The sequence below is a fragment of the Vreelandella titanicae BH1 genome, from assembly GCF_000336575.1.
GTDB classification, from domain to species: Bacteria; Pseudomonadota; Gammaproteobacteria; order Pseudomonadales; family Halomonadaceae; genus Vreelandella; species Vreelandella titanicae.
In genome coordinates, this window is record NZ_AOPO01000029.1 from 1 (window position 1) to 20,168 (window position 20,168).

The 20,168-nt window shown below is 55.6% G+C and carries 16 protein-coding genes; 9 read left to right on the forward strand and 7 right to left on the reverse strand.

Annotated features, from left to right (window positions below):
• Nucleotides 1–398 precede the first annotated feature (398 nt).
• The gene (gene lldD / locus HALTITAN_RS23960) at nucleotides 399–1,550 is read right to left on the reverse strand and encodes an FMN-dependent L-lactate dehydrogenase LldD (RefSeq protein ID WP_009288646.1); all 1,152 of its coding nucleotides are present in this window, start codon (nucleotides 1,548–1,550) and stop codon (nucleotides 399–401) included.
• Between the two features lie 297 nt (nucleotides 1,551–1,847).
• On the opposite strand from lldD, the gene HALTITAN_RS23965 reads away from it, so the two are divergent.
• The 3 genes from HALTITAN_RS23965 to HALTITAN_RS23975 are packed head-to-tail and all read left to right on the forward strand — an operon-like array spanning nucleotide 1,848 to nucleotide 5,912.
• Nucleotides 1,848–2,621 (forward strand): GntR family transcriptional regulator, encoded by a 774-nt coding sequence (locus tag HALTITAN_RS23965; RefSeq protein WP_027958892.1) that lies wholly within the window; start codon nucleotides 1,848–1,850, stop codon nucleotides 2,619–2,621.
• Nucleotides 2,618–4,537 (forward strand): sensor histidine kinase, encoded by a 1,920-nt coding sequence (locus tag HALTITAN_RS23970; RefSeq protein WP_009288648.1) that lies wholly within the window; start codon nucleotides 2,618–2,620, stop codon nucleotides 4,535–4,537. Before HALTITAN_RS23965 ends, HALTITAN_RS23970 begins: the two co-directional genes overlap by 4 nt.
• Nucleotides 4,530–5,912: a sigma-54-dependent transcriptional regulator gene (locus tag HALTITAN_RS23975; RefSeq protein WP_009288649.1), complete on the forward strand. Its 1,383-nt coding sequence runs from the start codon at nucleotides 4,530–4,532 to the stop codon at nucleotides 5,910–5,912. Before HALTITAN_RS23970 ends, HALTITAN_RS23975 begins: the two co-directional genes overlap by 8 nt.
• On the opposite strand, the gene HALTITAN_RS23980 is transcribed toward HALTITAN_RS23975, so the two are convergent.
• From HALTITAN_RS23980 to HALTITAN_RS23990, 3 genes are all read right to left on the reverse strand, one after another.
• Nucleotides 5,888–6,559, reverse strand: a complete 672-nt coding sequence (locus HALTITAN_RS23980) for a metal-dependent hydrolase (RefSeq protein ID WP_027958894.1) — start codon at nucleotides 6,557–6,559, stop codon at nucleotides 5,888–5,890. The two genes, HALTITAN_RS23975 and HALTITAN_RS23980, sit on opposite strands and share 25 nt — an antisense overlap.
• Nucleotides 6,560–6,688: 129 nt before the next feature.
• Nucleotides 6,689–7,234, reverse strand: a complete 546-nt coding sequence (locus HALTITAN_RS23985; RefSeq protein ID WP_039860901.1) for a gamma carbonic anhydrase family protein — start codon at nucleotides 7,232–7,234, stop codon at nucleotides 6,689–6,691.
• A gap of 48 nt (nucleotides 7,235–7,282) precedes the next feature.
• Nucleotides 7,283–8,623 (reverse strand): sodium-dependent transporter, encoded by a 1,341-nt coding sequence (locus HALTITAN_RS23990; RefSeq protein WP_039860902.1) that lies wholly within the window; start codon nucleotides 8,621–8,623, stop codon nucleotides 7,283–7,285.
• Between the two features lie 193 nt (nucleotides 8,624–8,816).
• Here HALTITAN_RS23990 and prlC point away from each other — a divergent pair, with 193 nt between their 5' ends.
• The 4 genes from prlC to HALTITAN_RS24010 all read left to right on the forward strand — a co-directional run bounded on the left by prlC (nucleotide 8,817) and on the right by HALTITAN_RS24010 (nucleotide 14,790).
• Nucleotides 8,817–10,865, forward strand: coding sequence for an oligopeptidase A (gene prlC, locus HALTITAN_RS23995; protein WP_039860903.1), 2,049 nt, complete (start codon nucleotides 8,817–8,819; stop codon nucleotides 10,863–10,865).
• A 56-nt stretch (nucleotides 10,866–10,921) separates the two neighbouring features.
• The gene (locus HALTITAN_RS24000) at nucleotides 10,922–11,173 is read left to right on the forward strand and encodes a YheV family putative zinc ribbon protein (RefSeq protein ID WP_027958898.1); all 252 of its coding nucleotides are present in this window, start codon (nucleotides 10,922–10,924) and stop codon (nucleotides 11,171–11,173) included.
• Between the two features lie 319 nt (nucleotides 11,174–11,492).
• Nucleotides 11,493–12,485 carry a TAXI family TRAP transporter solute-binding subunit gene (locus HALTITAN_RS24005; protein ID WP_009288653.1) on the forward strand — a complete coding sequence of 331 codons (993 nt, stop codon included), beginning with the start codon at nucleotides 11,493–11,495 and terminating at the stop codon, nucleotides 12,483–12,485.
• 103 nt (nucleotides 12,486–12,588) lie between these two features.
• Nucleotides 12,589–14,790 carry a TRAP transporter permease gene (locus HALTITAN_RS24010; RefSeq protein ID WP_009288654.1) on the forward strand — a complete coding sequence of 734 codons (2,202 nt, stop codon included), beginning with the start codon at nucleotides 12,589–12,591 and terminating at the stop codon, nucleotides 14,788–14,790.
• A gap of 100 nt (nucleotides 14,791–14,890) precedes the next feature.
• Here the strand turns inward: HALTITAN_RS24010 and metF are convergent, their stop codons facing one another.
• Entirely contained in the window at nucleotides 14,891–15,733 is an 843-nt protein-coding gene (gene metF / locus HALTITAN_RS24015) for a methylenetetrahydrofolate reductase [NAD(P)H] (RefSeq protein WP_009288655.1), read from the reverse strand.
• Nucleotides 15,734–15,875: 142 nt separating this feature from the next.
• Between metF and HALTITAN_RS24020 the strand changes: the two genes are divergently transcribed.
• Nucleotides 15,876–16,811, forward strand: coding sequence for an AEC family transporter (locus tag HALTITAN_RS24020; RefSeq protein WP_009288656.1), 936 nt, complete (start codon nucleotides 15,876–15,878; stop codon nucleotides 16,809–16,811).
• Here HALTITAN_RS24020 and ligB read toward each other — a convergent pair.
• A complete protein-coding gene (gene ligB, locus HALTITAN_RS24025; protein WP_039860905.1) occupies nucleotides 16,808–18,484 on the reverse strand; it encodes an NAD-dependent DNA ligase LigB in 1,677 nt (558 codons plus the stop codon). The genes HALTITAN_RS24020 and ligB overlap by 4 nt on opposite strands.
• A 126-nt stretch (nucleotides 18,485–18,610) precedes the next feature.
• Nucleotides 18,611–19,831 (reverse strand): methionine adenosyltransferase, encoded by a 1,221-nt coding sequence (gene metK / locus HALTITAN_RS24030; RefSeq protein WP_027958904.1) that lies wholly within the window; start codon nucleotides 19,829–19,831, stop codon nucleotides 18,611–18,613.
• Nucleotides 19,832–20,085: 254 nt separating this feature from the next.
• Here metK and HALTITAN_RS26440 point away from each other — a divergent pair.
• A partial coding sequence (locus HALTITAN_RS26440; protein WP_152419312.1) for a hypothetical protein occupies nucleotides 20,086–20,168 on the forward strand: 83 nt, incomplete at its 3' end.

The window sequence follows — 20,168 nt, forward strand, 5'->3', positions numbered from 1 at the left end:
TTTACATTGTCATGACCGCTTGCCTTGATATTTGGTGATTTGTCACCAACATCAGCAAGCGCCCACATGAATTACCTGATCAAATTGTTAAAGAGCTGTTTCGCTGCGGTGGCTAGCTAATAAACCAACTGGGCCACACGGCTTGCCGTTGAACTGGCTTGCCTCAGCGAGGAAGGCGTATTCTACGCATTCCGTGGTGTTTGTCAATCGCTGTTTTTTAGCGAGTGAGGCGAGCGTCACAACCTGCTCTAACCTGCTGACAAACCAAGGCTTTCACACCTTATTCACCGCTGGTAACGCTTGGCGTCCCCGGCAGCGGATGCGTACTTTACGGATTCGCTGACGGGTTGGCAAGCGGTTTTTAACCCTAATACTGATAGAGGTACTGACAATGGCCCTCAGATACCGCGGAGCGAGTCTGGCACCAGCGAATCAGCCCCTAGGTCGGCGATGCTACGCGCCCCGGTGAGCGTCATTGCAACCCGCATCTCCTTTTCAAACAGCTCAAGCAGATGGGAAACGCCCGCCTCTCCGGCTGTAGCAAGTGCATAGATAAAAGCACGCCCAATCAATACGGTATCCGCCCCCATGGCGATCATGCGCACAACATCAAGCCCACTGCGTACGCCGGAGTCGGCTAGAATGGCCAAATCGCCCTTAACCGCATCAGCGATAGCAGGCAGCGCACGCGCGGTAGAGGGGACACCGTCTAGCTGACGACCACCATGATTGGAAACAACGATACCATCCGCGCCGAAGCGAACCGCATCACGAGCATCCTCGGGGTCGAGAATCCCTTTGATGATCATTGGACCCTCCCAGAGCTCACGAATCCACTCCAAGTCCTTCCATGAGATGGCCGGATCAAAGTTGTCACCCAGCCAGGCAATATAGTCTTCTAGCTCCGTTGGCTTGCCGCGATAATCAGACACGTTACCCAAGTCATGGGGACGGCCATTAACACCCACGTCCCAGGCCCAAAAAGGGTGTGTTGCTGCTTGAAGCATACGCCGCATTGGGCCGCGCTTACCGCTCATGCCTGAATGTGCATCTCGATAGCGTGCCCCCGGCACGGGCATATCGACGGTAAAGATCAGTGTCTTGACGCCAGCGGCTTTGGCTCGCTCCAAGACATGCTTCATAAATCCTCTATCTTTCAACACATAAAGCTGAAACCAGATAGGCCGATCAACCGCAGAGGCCACTTCGTCGATTGGACACACCGATACTGTCGACAGTGTAAACGGCACCCCCTTATTAGCAGCTGCCCGCGCAGCTTGCACTTCACCACGCCTAGCATACATTCCTGCCAACCCCACCGGCGCCAAGGCGACCGGCATAGCAAGCGCTTCGCCGAACAGTGTGGTCTCCAATGATAGTGAAGACATATCCTTCAACACACGCTGACGCAAAGCGACACCAGCAAGATCCTCAACATTGCGTCGCAGCGTATGCTCCGCGTAGGAACCACCGTCAGCGTAGTGAAATAGAAAAGGGGGGATACGACGCTTGGCCGCTTGGCGATAATCAGTGGAAGCAGAAATGATCATGGATAGCCCTGTGTAATAGCCCTATACAATGGATGCGCTATACACCGGCGCCCCAAAGTGGAAAATTGGTTTTACCAATTGACAAAAAACTAGCACCAACAGTAGTGAGCCGCCCTAAGCGTGTCAAACGGTGATATCACGCCTTAGCACCTCATCCCGCTATACTTTAGTTTAAAGTCGCTATTAATGCGTTTTATTAGCGTTAAATCCTACTTCGCAGACGCTTGAGATCAAACCTCAAAGATCTTAATATTGGTCTTACCAATTGCGGACGCAAATCGACATGAGCTATTCAATATGAGCTACCCACCGCTCCGCCAGCAGCGCTTGGCCGATGTAATTACTGAACGCCTTGAAGCTATGATGCTAGAAGGCAGCCTAAAACCAGGCGAGCGCTTACCTCCCGAACGTGAATTAGCCGAACGGTTTGGTGTTTCGCGCCCCTCTTTACGGGAAGCTATTCAGAAACTAGCCGCTCGTGGCCTACTAACCAGCCGCCAAGGCGGCGGCACTTTTGTTAACGATGACCTCAGCAATGGTTATACCGACCCCTTGCTGGAGATGCTCTCTCGTCACGGCGAATTTAACCTAGACTTACTTGAATTCCGCGACGCTATGGAAGGTATATCCGCCTACTACGCTGCGCTGCGCTCAACACCCGCCGATAAGTCCGTGCTTATTCAGCGCTTTGAAGAGCTCGACGGCGGTTTTGCCGGTGCCGACCCTATCCAAGAAGCCAAACTAGATGCAGCGTTCCACTTAGCGATTGCCGAAGCTGCTCACAATGTTCTACTGCTGCATACCATTCGCGGCATTTTTCACCTGCTAGAGAAGAGCATTGTAAATAACCTGGCCCATTTATTCGCCAAGGAGGGTTCGCGCAGTCAGTTAATGCAACAGCACCGCGCCCTACTCAATGCCATTTTGGAAGGCCGCGCGGAGGATGCCCGCACTCGAGCCCATGAGCACTTAGTGTTTGTCGAAGAAGGTCTACTTGAGATGGCGAGGGCTGAGACGCGCGCCCAGCGTGCCCTTCGCCGCGCTCAAGGCAGTAGTAAGACGTCAGCATGAACAGCGCTGGTATGAATAACCAAGCGCCCACCCCCTTGCCGCCACGCTGGCGGCGCCTGTGGCTGCTGGTTATTTCACTCGGCTTGCTGTTTTGCATGTGGCAGGCCGCCCAGTTGGCGCGTGAACAAGCGCTTTCCAACTTACAGGATGATGCCGAAAACGAGCTGCGGCTGTCTGCCGCCAACTTAAACGGCTATTTACTGCGCTACGACTACTTGCCGCAAATGCTTGCCACTCGGGAAGGCGTGCAGCGTTTTTTGGCCTCTCCCGATAGCCAAGACCCGATGCCGCTCAATATGCTACTGGATCGTTTCCGCTTTACAGCGGGGGTTTCAGATGTCTATTTACTCAATCGCGATGGCGACACGATCGCCGCCAGCAATTGGCACCGCCCTAACACCTTTATTGGCCAGAACTATGCTTTCCGCTCCTACTACACCGATGCCATTGCCGGAGGCCAGGGGCGCTTTTTTGGTTTGGGCATCAAGTCGCTTGAGCGGGGCTACTACTTTTCATCGCCCATATGGCTAGACGACACCTCGCCCGATGCACAGCCAGACGGCGTGCTAGTAGTTAAAGTGCTTTTAGATGATGTTGAAGAGAGCTGGGCTGAGCAGGATGCCGAGCTATTTGTCACTGATAGCGACGACATCATTTTCATGGCCAGCCACCCCGAACTACGCATGAACGCGCTCTACCCACTCACCGATGAGCAGCGTCAAGCCCTAAGAGAAACGCGCCGCTATGCCATGGAGCCATTGTCACCCTCGGGTATTGAAATCAATGCACCTTACCGACAGGGAAGCCAGTTGGTCAGTTTCTCCCAAGGCCCATTGAGCAGTAGCGACTATCTTAGTTTGACCCGACATGTCCCTGAATTTGGCTGGCAAATGCATATTTTAAAGCCGCTAACACCGGTGATTAGCGCTCAGTGGATTGCCGCCCTCATGGCAGGCGGCCTCTACGGCGTGGTCACTCTCGGCGCAGGTATTGGCTGGCAGCGCCTAAGGCTGCGCCGTGAACGCGAAGCGTTTGCCGAGCGCGAGCGCAATACCTTGGCACGCGTGCGTGACGAACTTGAGGTAAGCGTAGAGCGCCGCACCCGTGATCTGGTGGCCAGCAACCAACGCCTATCGGATGAAATTGAAGAGCGCCGCCGTGCAGAGGCCAATTTACGCCAGACCCAAGACGAGCTTATTCAAGCCGCCAAACTCGCTGTGTTGGGGCAGCTCGCCGCGGGCATCAACCATGAACTTAATCAACCACTGGCGGCTATTCGCGCTTACGCGGAAAACGCCCGCCGTTTTATGGCATTAGCACGCCACGAAAAAGCGGATGCCAACCTTGAACAAATTGTTGAACTGACCGAACGTATGGCGGACATCAGCGCTCAGCTGCGCCAGTTTTCACGTAAGAGCAGCGAGCACCAGGAGGCGATTTCGGTACAAGCCTGTATCGACTATGCTCTTCGCCTGTTTCAAAGCCGCCTGCGCGAAGGCAACATCTCCATTACTCAGGAGTGGCCCAATGAAACACTATGGGTGCAAGGCGATCTAGTGCGTCTGGAACAAGTGTTGGTCAATTTAATCGGTAATGCGCTGCAGGCCATGAAAGGCGTACCTGCGCCACAACTTACTCTGGGCGCCCAAATACACCAGCAGCAGGTCATTATTAGCGTTACCGATAATGGCCCTGGCATTCCCGAGGAGCACTTAGGGCATATTTTTGAACCCTTTTTTACCACCAAAGCGCCGGGGAGTGGTTTAGGCCTAGGACTCTCGATTTCGTCGCGTATCATGGACGATTTAGGCGGCAAGTTACAGGCAACTAATCGACCCGAAGGCGGCGCTTGCTTCACTATCGCCCTGCCCCACTCACCGCTAACTCACCCCCAGGAGAACTCCTCGTATGCATGAGCCGTCGACGCTGCCGGTCATGGTGATCGACGACGAACCGCATCTGCGGATCACCGCCAGCCAAACCCTCGAGCTTGCAGGCTACACGCCCTACTGCTTCGAATCAGCGGAACAAGCCCTGGCAGCATTAACACCGGACTTCCCAGGTGTCATTGTCAGTGATATCCGCATGCCGGGAATGGATGGTATGGCACTGCTCCATGAGTTACACAGCCGCGACGCCACTCTGCCGATTATTTTAATCACCGGTCACGGCGACATTTCTACGGCCGTAGAAGCCATGCGCGCAGGAGCATGGGATTTTCTTGAGAAGCCGTTTGCCGGTGATCAGTTGCTGGACGTAGTACGCCGAGGCATAGAGAAGCGCCAACTCAGCTTGGAAAACCACCGTCTTAAAGCTGAACTTGAAGTGCAACAAGCCGCGTTGGGACCGCGACTCGTTGGGCGCACACCCATCATATCCAGGCTCGCGGCGATGATTCAGCGTATCAGCCAAGTAGAAGCCGACGTTCTGCTATTCGGTGAAACAGGTACCGGTAAAGACCTCGTGGCCCGTGCAATTCACGAACGCAGCGGCCGGCGCAACAGCCCCTTTATGGCGATCAACTGCGGCGCGGTGCCCGAAAACACCATTGAGTCCGAGCTGTTTGGCCATGAAAAAGGCGCTTTCACGGGTGCTGTCGAGCGGCGAATCGGCAAGTTTGAACACGCTAACGGCGGCACCGTGTTTCTGGATGAGATCGAATCGATGCCCATGGCGCTGCAGGTCAAGCTGCTGAGGGTGCTGCAGGAACGCAGCGTCGAGCGGTTAGGCGCCAATGAAACAGTTCCGCTCAATATTCGGGTGATTGCGGCCACCAAGGTGGATCTCAAAGCCGCCTCCGAAGAGGGGAGTTTTCGCGAAGACCTTTACTATAGGCTAAACGTTGTCACCCTGCCGCTGCCTGCTCTGCGCGAGCGGCGTGAGGATATCCCCTTGCTGTTCCAGCACTTTGCCGTGGTCGCTGCCAATCGTAGCGGGCTAGAAGCACCGACCCTCGACAGCCCCGCCATTGCCGCCCTGCTGGCCCATGATTGGCCCGGCAACGTGCGCGAGCTGCGCAACCTTGCCGAGCGTTACGTGCTACTGGGCGCCGCCTTTGACTATCGTCTGGATGCGCTGCTGGAAGGGGTCAACGCCGACACCGAAGAGCCTACTTTGCCGCGCCAGGTAGAGCTGTTTGAAAAGAGCCTGATCAGCCAATCTCTGTCGCGCTACCATGGACGGGTAACCGATGTTTGTCACCACTTGGGCATTCCGCGCAAAACCTTTTACGACAAACTTAAAAAGCACGGCCTCAATGCCGACGACTATCGCCACAGCAGCGAGCCTTGATGCAACAACTCCCCCAAGACAGACCAGGGCGGCACCCAGGGCACCAGCGTTAATGTGGCAATCAACATTAGCAGGTTAGACATTGGCCGCCGGCTGTCGCCTAGCTTGAGCGCCGTACCAAACGAGCGTTTTAGCCGCGCGCCTTCAAGATCAACGCTGTATATCTCATCCAAACTCAAGTGGATCAAAAACCCTACTAAGGTGGCCGCACCGTGAGACCACGCTAGCCACGCTGGTTGGCTGAGCAAATTAAAACTTAACGCGGCGGTGAGCAGGCTGCATAGCCCGCCCGCTAGCAGTGAATGCCAAATACCGCGGTGCACGGTAAAACGCGAGAACAGCACCCCCGCCAAATAGCGCACACAGAAGTAGATTCCGCCACAGGCAATCAACAACGCGCCCGGCGTGAGCCATGGCTGTAACAACAAGGCGCCTAATACCAAGGCGGGCACCGAAAGCAGATTGAATATCAAACGGATAGAGTGGGAACGATCAGCATCAATGTCGGGCAAAATGCCGCCAAAGGTGACTAATGCAATCATCACCAGCGCTTGGGAGGGTGGCCACCACTGGCCTTTCCAACCTACGTAAGCTATCAGCATGCCGCCCGCCGCTGCCACCGTAATATGCGTGCGAAAATTAGCCATGACGCGGCATCCTAAAGTCTGCAAAACAGAAAACTGTATAAATTAACAGACTTTTAGTGTTCGCGACATGACTAATTTAAGAAAAAAGGTTGGCTTAGCAATCGCTTAGGGAAAGCTTAGAAAAAGTCGCTAGCGGGTGACTTCGGCCAGAAAGCGGTCTTTCAATTTAACGTAGTTACCTGCGGTATAGGGAAAGAAAGCACGCTCTTTGTCTTTGAGTGGTCGCATCGCTTTGGCGGGGTTACCGGCATACACATAGCCATTCTCCAAATGCTTACCCGGCGTTACCACGGCGCCTGCGGCAATAATGACCTCGTCCTCAACGACCGCGCCATCCATTACAATCGCGCCCATCCCTACCAGGATCCGACTTCCCAAGGTGCAGCCATGCAGTATCGCTTTATGGCCGATGGTCACATCATCGCCAATGGTGAGCGGAAACCCCTCCGGACTAAAATCACTGGCGTGGGTAATATGTAGCACGCTGCCGTCCTGCACGCTGGTACGCGCACCGATACGAATACGGTGCATATCGCCACGGATAACCGTCATCGGCCAGACAGAGCAGTCGTCACCCATCACCACATCACCAATGACCACACTGGCCGGATCAATATAAACGCGCTCACCCAATTGGGGTTCCATACCTTGATAGGGCCTTAATGCACTACTCATAACTCGCTCCTAGGGTTGTTGGATAGCTTAGAGAATTCAGTTACCCCACTATAGCAACCCGGCCAGCAGAACAATAAAGGTCAGCGGAATCGACACCCAGCGAATGATATTGCGCCACACCAGGTAGCCCCTTTCACCAACGCCTAACGCGCTTACCACTTTATCGCGAGGCATTACCCAAGCGGCAAAAACCGCTATCAATAGGCCGCCCAAAGGCAGGAAAACATCCGGCGGTATACTGCTGACAAGCTCGAAGACATTGCGTCCAAATAGCGGCCGAAATTCCGCCAGGGTTGAAAAAGAGAAGGCCGATAACAGCCCGATCAACCAGACGCTGAGCGCCACAATGGCAGTCGAGATACTGCGACGCAGCCCCAAACCCTGTAACGTTGCGACCATCGGCTCCGCGAGGTTAATGGCCGATGTCCAGGTGGCCAGTAGCAGCAGTAAGAAGAACACGCTCAGCCATACAGAGCCCCAGGGCAGCTCAGAAAACGCAATGGGCAGGGTGACAAACATTAACCCTGGGCCATCAGTGGGATCCATGCCTTGAGCAAATACCACCGAGAAAATAGCGATCCCCGCCAGTAACGCCACGCTAATATCGAGTACGGCGACTGCCACAGCGGCTTTAGGCAGGCTTTGCTCTTCCGGCATATAAGCGCCATACGCCATCAAAGCACAGGCGCCCACCGCCAAAGTAAAGAACGCGTGCCCCATGGCGTGAACCACCACCGCGGGGGTTATCGCCTCGAAAGAGGGTAAAAACAGCCACGCCAAGGCGGGGGCAAAGCCATCAGTCGTCGCGGCATAGCCCGCTAATAGCAGCAACAACAGATACAGCAGCGGCATCAGCAGGTTATTCAGCCGCTCTAACCCCTTGGCAACACCCGCCGCCACGACCGTCATGGTCATAAACAGAAATAGCGAGTGGTTGAAGATCAGCAGCCCAGGGTTGGCCAAGAAGGCTTCAAAACCGGCGCCAATCTCTGCGGCACTCGCGCCATTGAAATGGCCGTTAACAGAGGCCACCAAAAACTCAATCGACCAGCCGGACACCACCGAGTAGAAAGATAAAATGCAGAACACGGTGAACGCCCCGAATAGCCCCAACCAGCGCCAGCGAGGCGAAGCCCCCGCCTCGGCCGCCAAGGCACTCAACGCTTGCATTGGCCCGCGTCGCCCGGCACGGCCAATCAGTATCTCCGCCATCATGACCGGGATACCCAGCAGCAGCACAAACGCCACATAAATCAGTAAAAATGCCGCACCGCCGTTCTCTCCGGCCACGTAAGGAAAGCGCCAGATGTTGCCTAACCCCACCGCAGCACCTGTTACCGCCAAGATAAAGGCCCGCTTCGACCCCCAGCGCTCCAGCGTTTCGCTCATCACATGCTCCTGCCATTGGTGGCATTAAAAGGCGGCAAGACTAGCAGGCGCTTGCGTGCAGGCCAAACCCTGGCATTAAACATAGTTGTTGAGGCTAACATTGAAACACAGCACCACCGCCCACACTGTGTCATTATTATTGCGCGTTTTGCGCTCACTAACGGTTTTTAAAACGATGCCAATCGAGGTGCCCATGTCCACCAATCCGCTGCTTGAAACGCACGCGCTGCCCCCTTTTGCTGAGATTCGCGCCGAGCACGTGGAGCCTGCCGTGGAGACGCTGCTAAGCGAAAGCCGAGAGGCCATTGATCGCCTCGCCGAGCAGGCAGCCGCTACCCCGCCTACCTGGGACACTTTTGCAGCGCCCCTTGAAGCGGTGAATGATCGGCTCACCAAGGCGTGGTCACCGGTTTCGCACCTCAATGGCACCATGAACTCGCCGGAAATGCGCGAAGCGTATCAGGCATGCCTTGGGAAGCTCTCCGACTTCGGCACCTGGGTAGGCCAGCACGAAGGGTTGTTTCGTGGCTGGCAAGCATTGAAAGATGGCCCGGCCTGGAAGCACCTGGATGCCGCACAGCGGCGCACCGTGGAGAACGCCCTACGCGATTTCCGCCTTGCCGGTGTTGATCTTCCTGCTGACCAGAAAGCCCGCTACGGCGAGATTCAGTCGCGGCTCTCACTGCTGTCAAATCAGTTCTCCAATAACGTGCTGGATGCTACCCAGGCATGGCACAAGGACATCGATAGCCAAGAGACGTTAGCGGGGGTGCCGGAAAGTGCTCTCGACACCTTAAAAGCCACCGCCGAGGTGAAAGGCGTTGCGGGCTACCGTATTACCCTGGATTTCCCCAGCTTCTTCCCGGTGGTTAGCTATGCCGATAACCGCGAGCTGCGCCGGGAGGTCTATACCGCTTTTGTTACCCGTGCGTCTGATGAAGGCCCAGATGCGGGCAAATTCGATAACGCGGCGATCATGGAAGAGATCCTGGCACTGCGCAATGAAATGGCCCAATTGCTCGGCTTTGCCACCTATGCCGATTACTCTCTCACCACCAAAATGGCGGAATCTCCCGAGCAGGTGCTCGATTTTCTCAACGACTTAGCCCGCCGTGCGTTGCCTCAGGCGAAGGAGGAGTTTGCAGAACTCAGTGCTTATGCCCGAGAAGAACTCGGCCTAGAGACGCTGGAACCGTGGGATGTTGCCTATGCCAGCGAAAAACTACGCGAAGCGCGCCACTCGATCTCCCAGGAGCAATTACGCCCCTATTTTCCAGCACCCCAGGTAATCGATGGCTTGTTTCAGGTGGTTGAACGCCTTTACGGCGTGCGCTTTGAAGAAGATACCCAAGCACCCCGCTATCATGATGACGTGCGCTATTTCCGCCTCACCGAAAACGGCCAACCCATTGCCGGTTTCTATCTGGATCTCTACGCCCGCGAAGGTAAGCGTGGCGGTGCCTGGATGGCCGACTGCCGGGTGCGTCGTCAAACCGAGCAGGGTCTGCAACTGCCCGTCGCCTTCCTGACCTGCAACTTTACTGCCCCGGTAAACGGCCGCCCGGCACTGCTCACCCACGACGAAGTCACCACGCTGTTCCATGAGTTTGGCCATGGCCTCCACCATATGCTGACCCAGCAGCAGATCGCCGATATTTCCGGCATTAACGGCGTCGCTTGGGATGCCGTAGAGCTGCCCAGCCAGTTTATGGAAAACTACTGCTGGGAGCGTGAAGGCTTAGATCTACTCGCCAAACACGTGGATAGTGGTGAACCGCTGCCAGCAGAGCTGCTTGAGCGCCTGCAGGCAGCCAAGAATTTCCAGTCAGCCATGGGTATGATGCGCCAAATCGAGTTCTCGCTGTTTGATCTGCGTCTGCACCATGAACTTAGCGCCCCCAGCGCCAGCGATGTGCAAGCCTTGTTAGATGAGGTGCGCGAAGCGGTGTCTGTGCTGCCGAAAGTGCCATTCAACCGCTTCCAAAATAGTTTTGGCCACGTGTTTGCCGGTGGCTATGCGGCTGGTTACTACAGCTACAAGTGGGCTGAAGTGCTCTCGGCGGACGCCTGGAGCGCCTTTGAAGAGACCGGTATTTTCGATCCTGAAACGGGCCAGCGCTTTCGTCGCGAAATCCTGGAGCAGGGCGGCGCCCGCGATGCAGCCGACCTGTTTGTCGCCTTTCGAGGCCGAGAGCCGAGCGTCGAACCGCTACTGCGCCATAGCGGCATTCGCGCTGCTTAAATCTGCAAAACCTATGCGCGCCCTCCACTTAGAGGGCGCGCTCTTGGAGTCTAATGATGTCTAGTGTGAAACGCTTTATCGCCGGTGTTACTTGCCCGCGCTGCGCGGCGATGGATCGGATCCGTGCCTGGGAGCAAAACGGTATTCGCTACCGAGAATGCGTCAGTTGCGATTTTTTCGAGCAACTGCCCATCGAAGAGGATGCGCTTACCGAAATGACCACCCGGGTCAACCAGGTACGTGACGATCAGAAGCAGCAGGATGTGCAACCCGTACGTATTTTGGATCCAGGTAAATCCTCGCGTTAACTCCCTCCCCGCCAAGGATGGCGTGTTCAATCTTTCCTTACTCCCTCACAGCGATAACGTATCGGCAACACCATTTATGTGCGGTTATCCACACACTAAATAACCGCCGACGTGCGAACAACCGGACACTCTGGCAAAAAGCGCTTTCCACCAAAGTCGCATAAAATATCTATAAACATATGTTTTTAAAAACATAAATTTTAAATGGCACAACTATCGCTGCTATATACCCTGGATACCCTGCTTAACGCAGTATCGACTGGTAGCACCTTTTGACGCTGCCAGTATATAACCCCAATAACAGCTAGGAATTTTCGCCATGCGCAAACATATGCCTAAAACGTTCACTCTTCTCGCCAGCAGCGCTCTGCTTGTTGCCGCTGCCAGCAGTGCCCAAGCGCAAACAGACCGCTCCGATTGGCCCGATAACTTCACGGTGGGTACCGCTAGCCAAGGCGGCACTTACTTCGTCTACGGTTCGGGCTGGGCCAACTTTATCGCTGATGAGTTGGGGGTATCTGGCGGCGGTGAAGTTACCGGTGGCCCGACTCAAAACCTGGCGTTGGTGCACACAGGCGATATGGCATTTGGCTTAACCACCATGGGTCCTGCTTCTGATGCCGTTAAAGGTGAAAGTCCACTAGCGCCTGGCATGAAGATGGACAATGTATGCGCCATGTTCCCCATGTATGAAACGCCGTTCTCCATTACCGCGCTTTCTGACAGCGGCATCGAGTCGATTTCCGACATTCCTGATGGCGCGCGCATCGGTTTTGGTCCGGCTGCCTCAACGTCTGATACCTACTTCCCAGCGATCCTAGAAACCCTGGGCGTTGACTTTGAGCGTCGCAACGGCGGCTGGTCAGACCTGGGCGGTCAGTTGCAGGATGGCCTGCTTGACGTCGTCGCCTTTGCCGCCGGCATTCCGATTCCGGCCGTTAGCCAGTTGGAAGTACAAACTGACGTCAACATCATTGAGTTTAATGAAGAAGAGCTGGCCACAGTGCTGGAAAACTTCCCCGTTGCTGAGTTTATGATCCCAGCTAGCACTTATGAAACACTCGAAGATGACGCGCGCGCCGTCTCCATGTGGAACTTCGCTATTGCAGGCTGTGATCTACCGGAAGACTTCGTTTATGAAGTCACCAAAGCCACCATGGAAAACAATGACCGCATGCAATCTGTACATCGCAGCGCGGCGACTACCATCCCAGAAAATATCAAGCACAACACCGTACTACCGTTCCACCCCGGCGCTGCACGCTGGTACGAAGAGAACGGCTATGAAATTGCTGATGACATGATCAACTAAGCAACGTTTACCGTTCTGGCTGCCCCGTTTCCGGCCCCGCTGGACGGGGCAGCTTTCGCTGCTGCTACCCCTTTGTCTGCTTTTGCTGTGAGGGTGAACTCTAATGAGTCACAAAACCGACCAAGAATCCAATGATCTCCAGGATGATGCCCATGCGGCATCAGTGATACCAGAGTCCATTGCCGACGGTGTCGATGAAGACGTTGTTGAACCCAATCGCCGTCTGTTTACAGGCTGGCAGTTCGTACTATTTGCGGCATTAGCGATCGCTTACTCAAGTTTCCATCTGATTTCACTCAACGTGTATCCGATGGAAACCTGGTCGTTTCGTATCGTGCATATTGCCGGTGCGCTTATTCTCGGTTACGGGCTCTTTTCCGGTGCTCGTTTTGCCGACGACGATCATCAGGCGTCAGGTGCCTGGATCAAATGGCTTAGCTACGCGTTACTAATTCCCGCCGCCTATACGCTGGCGCAAGTGTTTGTGATGTACCAGACGCTTAGCGGCGGTGCCATGCGCATCGATCCGAACATTGAGAACTGGCACTACGGCTATCCGCTAATGGCGACAACGGCGACGGCTATTGTGCTGTCATGGTTTTATCGTCAGGCACAGCACCGCTTCAATCCTGCCGATTTGGTACTGATGGTCTGCGCGCTGGCCAGCGCTGGCTATTTACTGGTGGCGTATAACACCAATATCCGTATGTCTACAGGCACCTCTTTTGCGCCAGCCGGTATTTCCTGGGCGGCCATCGCGGGCTCTCTGCTGATTCTGGAGCTTACCCGCCGTGTCGCAGGCCTAGCGTTGGTGGTGATCTCCGCGGTTTTCCTGACTTACGTATTCGCCGGCCCGTATTTGCCAGGCTTTTTAGGCTATCCGGGGCTGTCACTCCAGCGCTTCTTTAGTCAGGTGTATACCGACGCCGGTATTCTCGGCCCCACCACCGCAGTGTCGTCGACCTATATTATTCTGTTCATTATTTTTGCCGCTTTCCTGCAGGCCTCTAAAGTCGGCGACTACTTCGTTAACTTTGCTTTTGCCGCCGCTGGCCGTGCCCGTGGTGGCCCTGCCAAGGTGGCCATTTTTGCCTCTGGCTTGATGGGTATGATTAACGGTACTTCGGCAGGTAACGTGGTTTCCACCGGCTCATTGACCATTCCCCTGATGAAGAAAGTCGGCTACCCATCACGTAGCGCAGGCGCGATTGAGGCAGCCGCCTCAACCGGTGGGCAAATCATGCCGCCGATTATGGGCGCGGGCGCGTTCATCATGGCCGAAGTGACCGGTATTCCCTATACCGAAATCGCCCTTGCCGCTGTTATTCCGGCGATTCTATATTTTGCCTCTATCTATTTTATGGTCGACTTTGAAGCCGCCCGTAAAGGCATGCGTGGCATGCGCAAAGATGAGATTCCGCTGTTCTCGAAGCTGGTAAAACAGGTCTATCTGTTCGCGCCGATTATTATCCTGATTGTCGCCCTGTTTATGGGCTACTCGGTGATCCGCGCGGGCACCTTGGCAACCGCGTCAGCCGCGGTGGTTAGCTGGCTATCACCCAATAAAATGGGATTTCGGGCGATTCTTAAAGCGCTGCAAATAGCGGGCACTATGTCGATTCAGATTATCGCCGTGTGCGCCTGCGCGGGCTTAATCGTCGGGGTTATCTCGCTGACCGGTGTGGGCGCGCGTTTCTCGTCACTGCTACTTGGCTTAGCGGGCGTGAGCCAACTGCTGGCACTAGTGTTCGCCATGCTGATCAGTATTCTACTCGGCATGGGTATGCCTACTACTGCTGCCTATGCGGTGGCCGCTTCCGTGGTCGCTCCCGGCTTGATCAATATCGGCATTGAGCCGCTGATTGCTCACTTCTTTGTGTTCTATTTTGCGGTCGTCTCCGCGATTACCCCCCCTGTTGCCTTGGCCTCCTATGCCGCGGCCGGTATCTCCGGCGACAACCCCATGGGCACCTCGGTGGCCTCGTTCAAGATTGGCTTGGCCGCGTTCATTGTGCCGTTTATGTTCTTCTACAGCCCGGCCATGCTGATGGAAGGCTCACCGATGCAGATCCTGCGCGTTGGGTTAACTGCAACGCTGGGCATTGTGCTGCTTTCAGGCATGGTACAGAAATGGTTCTTTGGCCCCGTTAACCTAGTGCAGCGTGTCGTCATGCTGGTAGGCGCGCTGTTTTTAATCTACGGCGGTATATATACCGACATTGCCGGCCTTGCGATTGGTATCGTGCTATTCATGATGCAGCGTAAGGTGAACGGCGGTGGTAGCAAAACGGCGCAAGCTGGCTGATTGGTTTAAGCCGCTAAACGCTAAGCGTAAAAAAACCCTGCTCAACAATGGTTGAGCAGGGTTTTTAATGGGCACAAGGTAAGCAAATAAAGCGGCTTGGTTAACCAGCCAGGTTATCGACGATTCTCAGCACCGGCGCCGCCTGGTTAAGCGTGTAGAAGTGCAGGCCTGGCGCTCCGCCCTCTAGCAATCGCTGGCAAAGACGGCTCACCACATCGGTGCCAAAGGCGGTAATCGCTTCACTGTCGTCGCCATAGGACTCCAACTGCTTGCGAATCCAGCGCGGGATCTCGGCACCGCAGGCGTCAGAGAAACGCGCCAGCTTGGTGTAGTTGGTAATCGGCATGATACCGGGAATAATCGGCTGCTCGACGCCCAGCGCGCGGGCTTTATCAACGAAGTTGAAATAGGCGTCAGCGGTGAAGAAGTACTGGGTGATGGCCATATTGGCGCCCGCCTTCATTTTACGCGCAAAGTTTTCCACATCCTTATCAAGATTAGGCGCCTGTGGATGAGATTCAGGGTAAGCAGCCACTGCGATGTCGAAATGGTCGCCCGTCTCCGCGCGAATAAACTCAACCAGTTCGTTGGCATAACGTAGCTCACCAATGCTTCCCATACCTGAGGGCATATCACCACGCAGCGCGACGAGGCTCTCGACCCCTTCCTCGCGGTACTGCGCCAGCAGATCACGCAACTGCGCTTTTTCACTGCCAATGCAGGAGAGATGCGGGGCGGTATTAATACCACTTTCACCGACCGCACGCACCACCTCACGGGTACGCGCTTGGGTAGACCCACCAGCACCGTAAGTAACTGAGAAAAAACGTGGTTTTCGGGCGGCCAGTTCATCGCGAACGTGGATCAGCTTGTCGCGCCCAGCATCGGTACTGGGCGGAAAGAATTCAAAGCTGATACCTAGCGGATGCTCATGGCTGCTCATGGGGTTTCCTTATTAGTGATCAAAAGTGATGATATTTTGAGGTATTCTCGCTGTTCCAGCGCGCTGGGGCTAATGAAAGATTCCACGCTTGGCCTTTAATTCGGCTCATGTTAGCGGGCCACCACATACGACGGGAGGATAAATGGATCTTGCACCTGGGGCGCTCGTTGGGCCGCTACTCATGCTACTCAGCTACGTGGGGCTAGGCTGGCTCGCCGCCCAACGACTCAAGCTAGATCCTCGCCCGATTGCGACGCTGCTGGTTTACCTGATAGCGCCTTTTACGATTTTTCGCGCGCTGATGAACGGCGGCCCAACACCTGACTACCTCTTACTCACATTAGCACTGTTCATTCTGGCAAGCCTGATGGCACTGGTGGTACAGCGTATTACTCGCCACCGTTTTGGTGAACAGGAGGCTGCTCTGCTGGCGTTCTCCTCAGGAACGGGTAATACCGGCTATTTCGGCCTACCGATTGCGCTGATTTTGCTCCCCCCTGAAGGCGTTACTCTTTACCTGTTCTGTATGCTGGGGATTAATATTTACGAATTCACCGTGGGCTTTTACCTTAGCGCACGCGGACGTTTTTCCGTACGTGAGAGTTTGATCAAAATTTCTCGCTTACCGCTTATCTATGCGTTCCTATTCGCGTTACTGCTTAGCGCCCTTGAAATAACCATACCCGCTGCAGTAATGAGTTCGCTGCAAGTCTTCCCCGCCACCTACACACTGCTGGGCATGATGATTATTGGCATGACGCTTAGCCAAGTAACGCTTGCCGCCTGGGATTCACGCTTTGTAGCCGCCTGCCTGGGTCTTCGCTACCTGCTCTGGCCGCTCGTTATGTTGGGGGCCGCTTTAATACTACAGTGGGCGGCACCTCTTTCCACGGAGCTGGCCATGGCGCTGCTGTTGATAGGCGTGGTACCCATGGCTTCCAACGTAGTGGTGGTGGCCATGGAGCTGGGCATTCAACCGCAAAAAGGCGCATTAGCGGTGCTGGTGACGACACTGCTCGCGCCGCTGCTGATTCCGCTTTATCTGGGTTTGATGCTGCGTCTCACAGGACTAGGCTAAAAACCAGCCACACCTGCTTCGTTAAGCTGTCGAGCCATGTGCTGTATCTCGGGGTGGCTAAAAAATGCTACCAGCGCGTCAGCGCGAACCGGGCCAACGCCGGGAACGGCTTGCCACTGTTCGCGCTGGTAGCCCGCTAGCTCATCCCAATCCCCGCGAACCGACTCGCTACCTGGCGGCGCCCCCAGCGCGCTTAACCAAGCCGAAAACGACTTGCCCTTGGCGACTTGAAACTGTTCCAGTAACGTTTCAGTGGTCGCCTCACCAATGCCGTAGGCCTGTTGCAGCTGGCGCGGTTCGACATCCAGCCAGTCCAGTAAATGCGTGACTACGCCCGCATCCATTAGCGCTTGCCAAGTACCTTCACCGATACCCTGCATACCAAGCTGCTCGCCAAGGTAGCTAAGCCGCGCCAGCAATTGATCATCGCAGCCGGGCGTTAATTCAAAGCAGCTCAGCAGGTTAAAGCGCTGGGGTGAAGGCGGTGTCAGCGGCGAGCGCTCCTGAGTGTGCCACACCACCTCGGTTAACTTGGGAATCGTTAATCCCGCTAGCGAAATCGCTACTTGGTCACCGGGACGGACATCCAGTGACTCCCAGCGCTCCAGTGAGCCTAACGAGACGCGGCTAATACGCCGCCCCTCTAGCAGCACCGGATTAAGCCACACCAGCGGCGTCACACGCCCAGTGCGCCCAACGCGAAACTCAATGCCGCGCACTTCCGCTAGCGCCTGCTGGGCGGGATATTTCCAGGCAATGGCCCATTCAGGCGGTGATGATGACCAGCGGCGTACACCGGGTCGCTCGGCTTGCTTAATCACCACCCCGTCGGTGGCAAACGGCAACGGCCCGTTAAACCAACTATCGCGCCAATAACCGGCATCATGGCGGTCATCCAGTGGATGAGTGTAGTCAGCGCTATCAAAGCCCAGTTCACTTAGCCGTGCTAAACGTTCCTGCATTGCGGTAGGGCCATCGGGCCAGCCCCAGACAAACAGGCCAATACGCTCAAGGGTGGCCGCTGTGGGGGAGGATTGCGCCATTGCTCCCGCCACGGCACCCCGTGCACCCGATGCGGGTGAACGCGACTGCACGTGTTGGGTTAACCGCCAATACAGCTCGCCTTGGAGCACTGCAGAAATAGGCTCGGGTAGCGTATTGGGAATGGCAGGTATCTGTTGGGCACGGACTGTCCAGTCCTGGCCCCGCTCGCCGTCGCCACGGCTAACGGCTTCGACCAGTTCGCCATTTTCATAGCGCAACGTAATCGCCACGCCGTCCACTTTGGGCTGGATCCACAGGTCTTCGCGGCGGCTGGTAAAACGTCTGACGCCATCGTCATCGGCTTTATCAAGCCCACGCTGCGCAGCCGGATGCTCAAGAGTGCCGCTGCTACGTGTAACGCGTGTAAGCGGGCGATGGTCCGGTACAGTGCCCAGGCAACGCTGCCAAGTGGCTAGGCGCTCAACCGCTTGGTCGTAAAGGGCATCATCGATCAGCGCGGCGCCCTCGTCATGGTAGGCAGTGTCCCAGCGGTGAACCTGCTCAGCCAGCGCCTTGCTTTCGCGGCTTAGGCGCTCCTCCGGCCAATCAGGGCATTGGGCAGCCTGTGCGGAAAAAGTGACAAGCCAGATAAGGCTACCCAATAGCCAAGTTCGTACACTCAACAACATTGCTTACCCCCGCGGTAACACATCAGCTTTTAGGCTTAGCCTAACGCAACGGACATAAAAAAAGCCCCTCGGCCGAAGCCAAAGGGGCGATTTAATCCATTTCTTACAAACGGTGTAGCGAATCTCTTACAAACCGGCGGCCTTACGCAGTGCTTCAGCCTTATCAATCTTTTCCCACGGGAAGGCGGTAAAGGTTTCGGTATGCGCTTGGCCTTTATCATCGTTCCAGGTGTAGCTGTGCTCGAACGGTGCCCGGCCAAAGTGGCCGTAAGCGGCGGTGAGCTGATACATCGGGTGCAGCAGGTCAAGCATTTTGGTGATCGCGTAGGGGCGCAGATCAAAGTGCTCGCGAACCAGTGCAACGATCTTGGCATCGTCAATTTTACCGGTGCCGAAGGTATCGATGGAGACCGACGTCGGCTCGGCAACGCCAATCGCGTAGGAGACCTGAATCTCACACTTGTCAGCCAGGCCTGAGGCCACCACATTCTTGGCCACATAGCGGCCCGCATAGGCAGCGCTGCGATCCACTTTAGAGGGGTCTTTGCCCGAGAACGCACCACCACCGTGGCGTGCCATGCCGCCATAGGTGTCGACGATAATTTTACGTCCAGTCAGCCCACAATCACCTACCGGGCCGCCAATCACGAATTTGCCGGTCGGGTTGATATGGTACTGGGTGCTGTCATCCAACCACTCAGCGGGGATCACCTGCTCGATGACCTCACGCTTGATCATTTTGCGCAGGTCTTCCTGATCAATATCTGGGTCGTGCTGGGTAGAGAGAACGATGGCATCGACACCGCAGGGCTGGCCTTCGGCGTTATAGCGGAAGGTTACCTGACTCTTGGCATCCGGGCGTAGCCACGGCAACAGGCCATTTTTACGCAGTTCGGCCTGACGTTCGACCAGCCTGTGAGAGTAGTGGATCGGTGCCGGCATAAAAGAGTCGGTTTCGTTAGTCGCGTAGCCAAACATCAAGCCCTGGTCGCCAGCGCCCTGATCTTCCGGTTTGCTGCGGTCAACGCCTTGGGCAATCTCGACACTCTGCTTGCCAATCAGGTTAACCACGCCGCAGGTCGCGCCGTCAAAGCCCACGTCGGACGAGTTATAGCCAATGCTGATAATCACATCACGCACGAGGGTTTCTAAATCGACCCAGGCGGAGGTGGTAATTTCACCGGCAATGATCGCCACCCCGGTTTTCACCATGGTTTCACAGGCAACGCGGGCCTGTTTATCGCGGGCGATAATGGCATCTAGCACTGCGTCAGAGATCTGATCGGCAATCTTATCGGGATGACCTTCGGAGACGGACTCGGAGGTAAACAGGGAATATTCGCTCATCGCGCACTCTACCCTCTGTATGACGGCTGTATTTAATCCACAGCATCAGCAGGAAATCATGGCAGGTGTCCCCTGCCCGTATTAGTGAAGCGATAGCATTACTTTTCTACCGCGTCGGGAGGCAGAGTCTACACGCTGTCGGCGATGCTTCCCAGAACGTGATCCCCAGAATTTGCCGCTACATTTGCCGCAACATGGGAAGTCAGCGACAATAGCGCCTTTATAATTTCTGTTTTCAGGCGAGGAGCACCCCCATGCCGTCCCGTTTTGAGCTAGCCAATGCCATTCGCGCCCTGTCCATGGATGCCGTTCAGAAGGCCAAATCCGGCCACCCGGG

What these genes read in the sequence shown, in the direction of transcription:
- metK (WP_027958904.1), bottom strand. Translation starts at nt 19,831, where the DNA reads ATGAGCGAATATTCCCTGTTTACCTCCGAGTCCGTCTCCGAAGGTCAT.
- metF (WP_009288655.1), bottom strand. Translation starts at nt 15,733, where the DNA reads ATGAGCAGCCATGAGCATCCGCTAGGTATCAGCTTTGAATTCTTTCCG.
- HALTITAN_RS24000 (WP_027958898.1), top strand. Translation starts at nt 10,922, where the DNA reads ATGTCTAGTGTGAAACGCTTTATCGCCGGTGTTACTTGCCCGCGCTGC.
- prlC (WP_039860903.1), top strand. Translation starts at nt 8,817, where the DNA reads ATGTCCACCAATCCGCTGCTTGAAACGCACGCGCTGCCCCCTTTTGCT.
- HALTITAN_RS23970 (WP_009288648.1), top strand. Translation starts at nt 2,618, where the DNA reads ATGAACAGCGCTGGTATGAATAACCAAGCGCCCACCCCCTTGCCGCCA.
- HALTITAN_RS24020 (WP_009288656.1), top strand. Translation starts at nt 15,876, where the DNA reads ATGGATCTTGCACCTGGGGCGCTCGTTGGGCCGCTACTCATGCTACTC.
- HALTITAN_RS23985 (WP_039860901.1), bottom strand. Translation starts at nt 7,234, where the DNA reads ATGAGTAGTGCATTAAGGCCCTATCAAGGTATGGAACCCCAATTGGGT.
- HALTITAN_RS23980 (WP_027958894.1), bottom strand. Translation starts at nt 6,559, where the DNA reads ATGGCTAATTTTCGCACGCATATTACGGTGGCAGCGGCGGGCGGCATG.
- HALTITAN_RS24005 (WP_009288653.1), top strand. Translation starts at nt 11,493, where the DNA reads ATGCGCAAACATATGCCTAAAACGTTCACTCTTCTCGCCAGCAGCGCT.
- lldD (WP_009288646.1), bottom strand. Translation starts at nt 1,550, where the DNA reads ATGATCATTTCTGCTTCCACTGATTATCGCCAAGCGGCCAAGCGTCGT.
- HALTITAN_RS23975 (WP_009288649.1), top strand. Translation starts at nt 4,530, where the DNA reads ATGCATGAGCCGTCGACGCTGCCGGTCATGGTGATCGACGACGAACCG.
- HALTITAN_RS23965 (WP_027958892.1), top strand. Translation starts at nt 1,848, where the DNA reads ATGAGCTACCCACCGCTCCGCCAGCAGCGCTTGGCCGATGTAATTACT.
- HALTITAN_RS24010 (WP_009288654.1), top strand. Translation starts at nt 12,589, where the DNA reads ATGAGTCACAAAACCGACCAAGAATCCAATGATCTCCAGGATGATGCC.
- HALTITAN_RS23990 (WP_039860902.1), bottom strand. Translation starts at nt 8,623, where the DNA reads ATGAGCGAAACGCTGGAGCGCTGGGGGTCGAAGCGGGCCTTTATCTTG.
- ligB (WP_039860905.1), bottom strand. Translation starts at nt 18,484, where the DNA reads ATGTTGTTGAGTGTACGAACTTGGCTATTGGGTAGCCTTATCTGGCTT.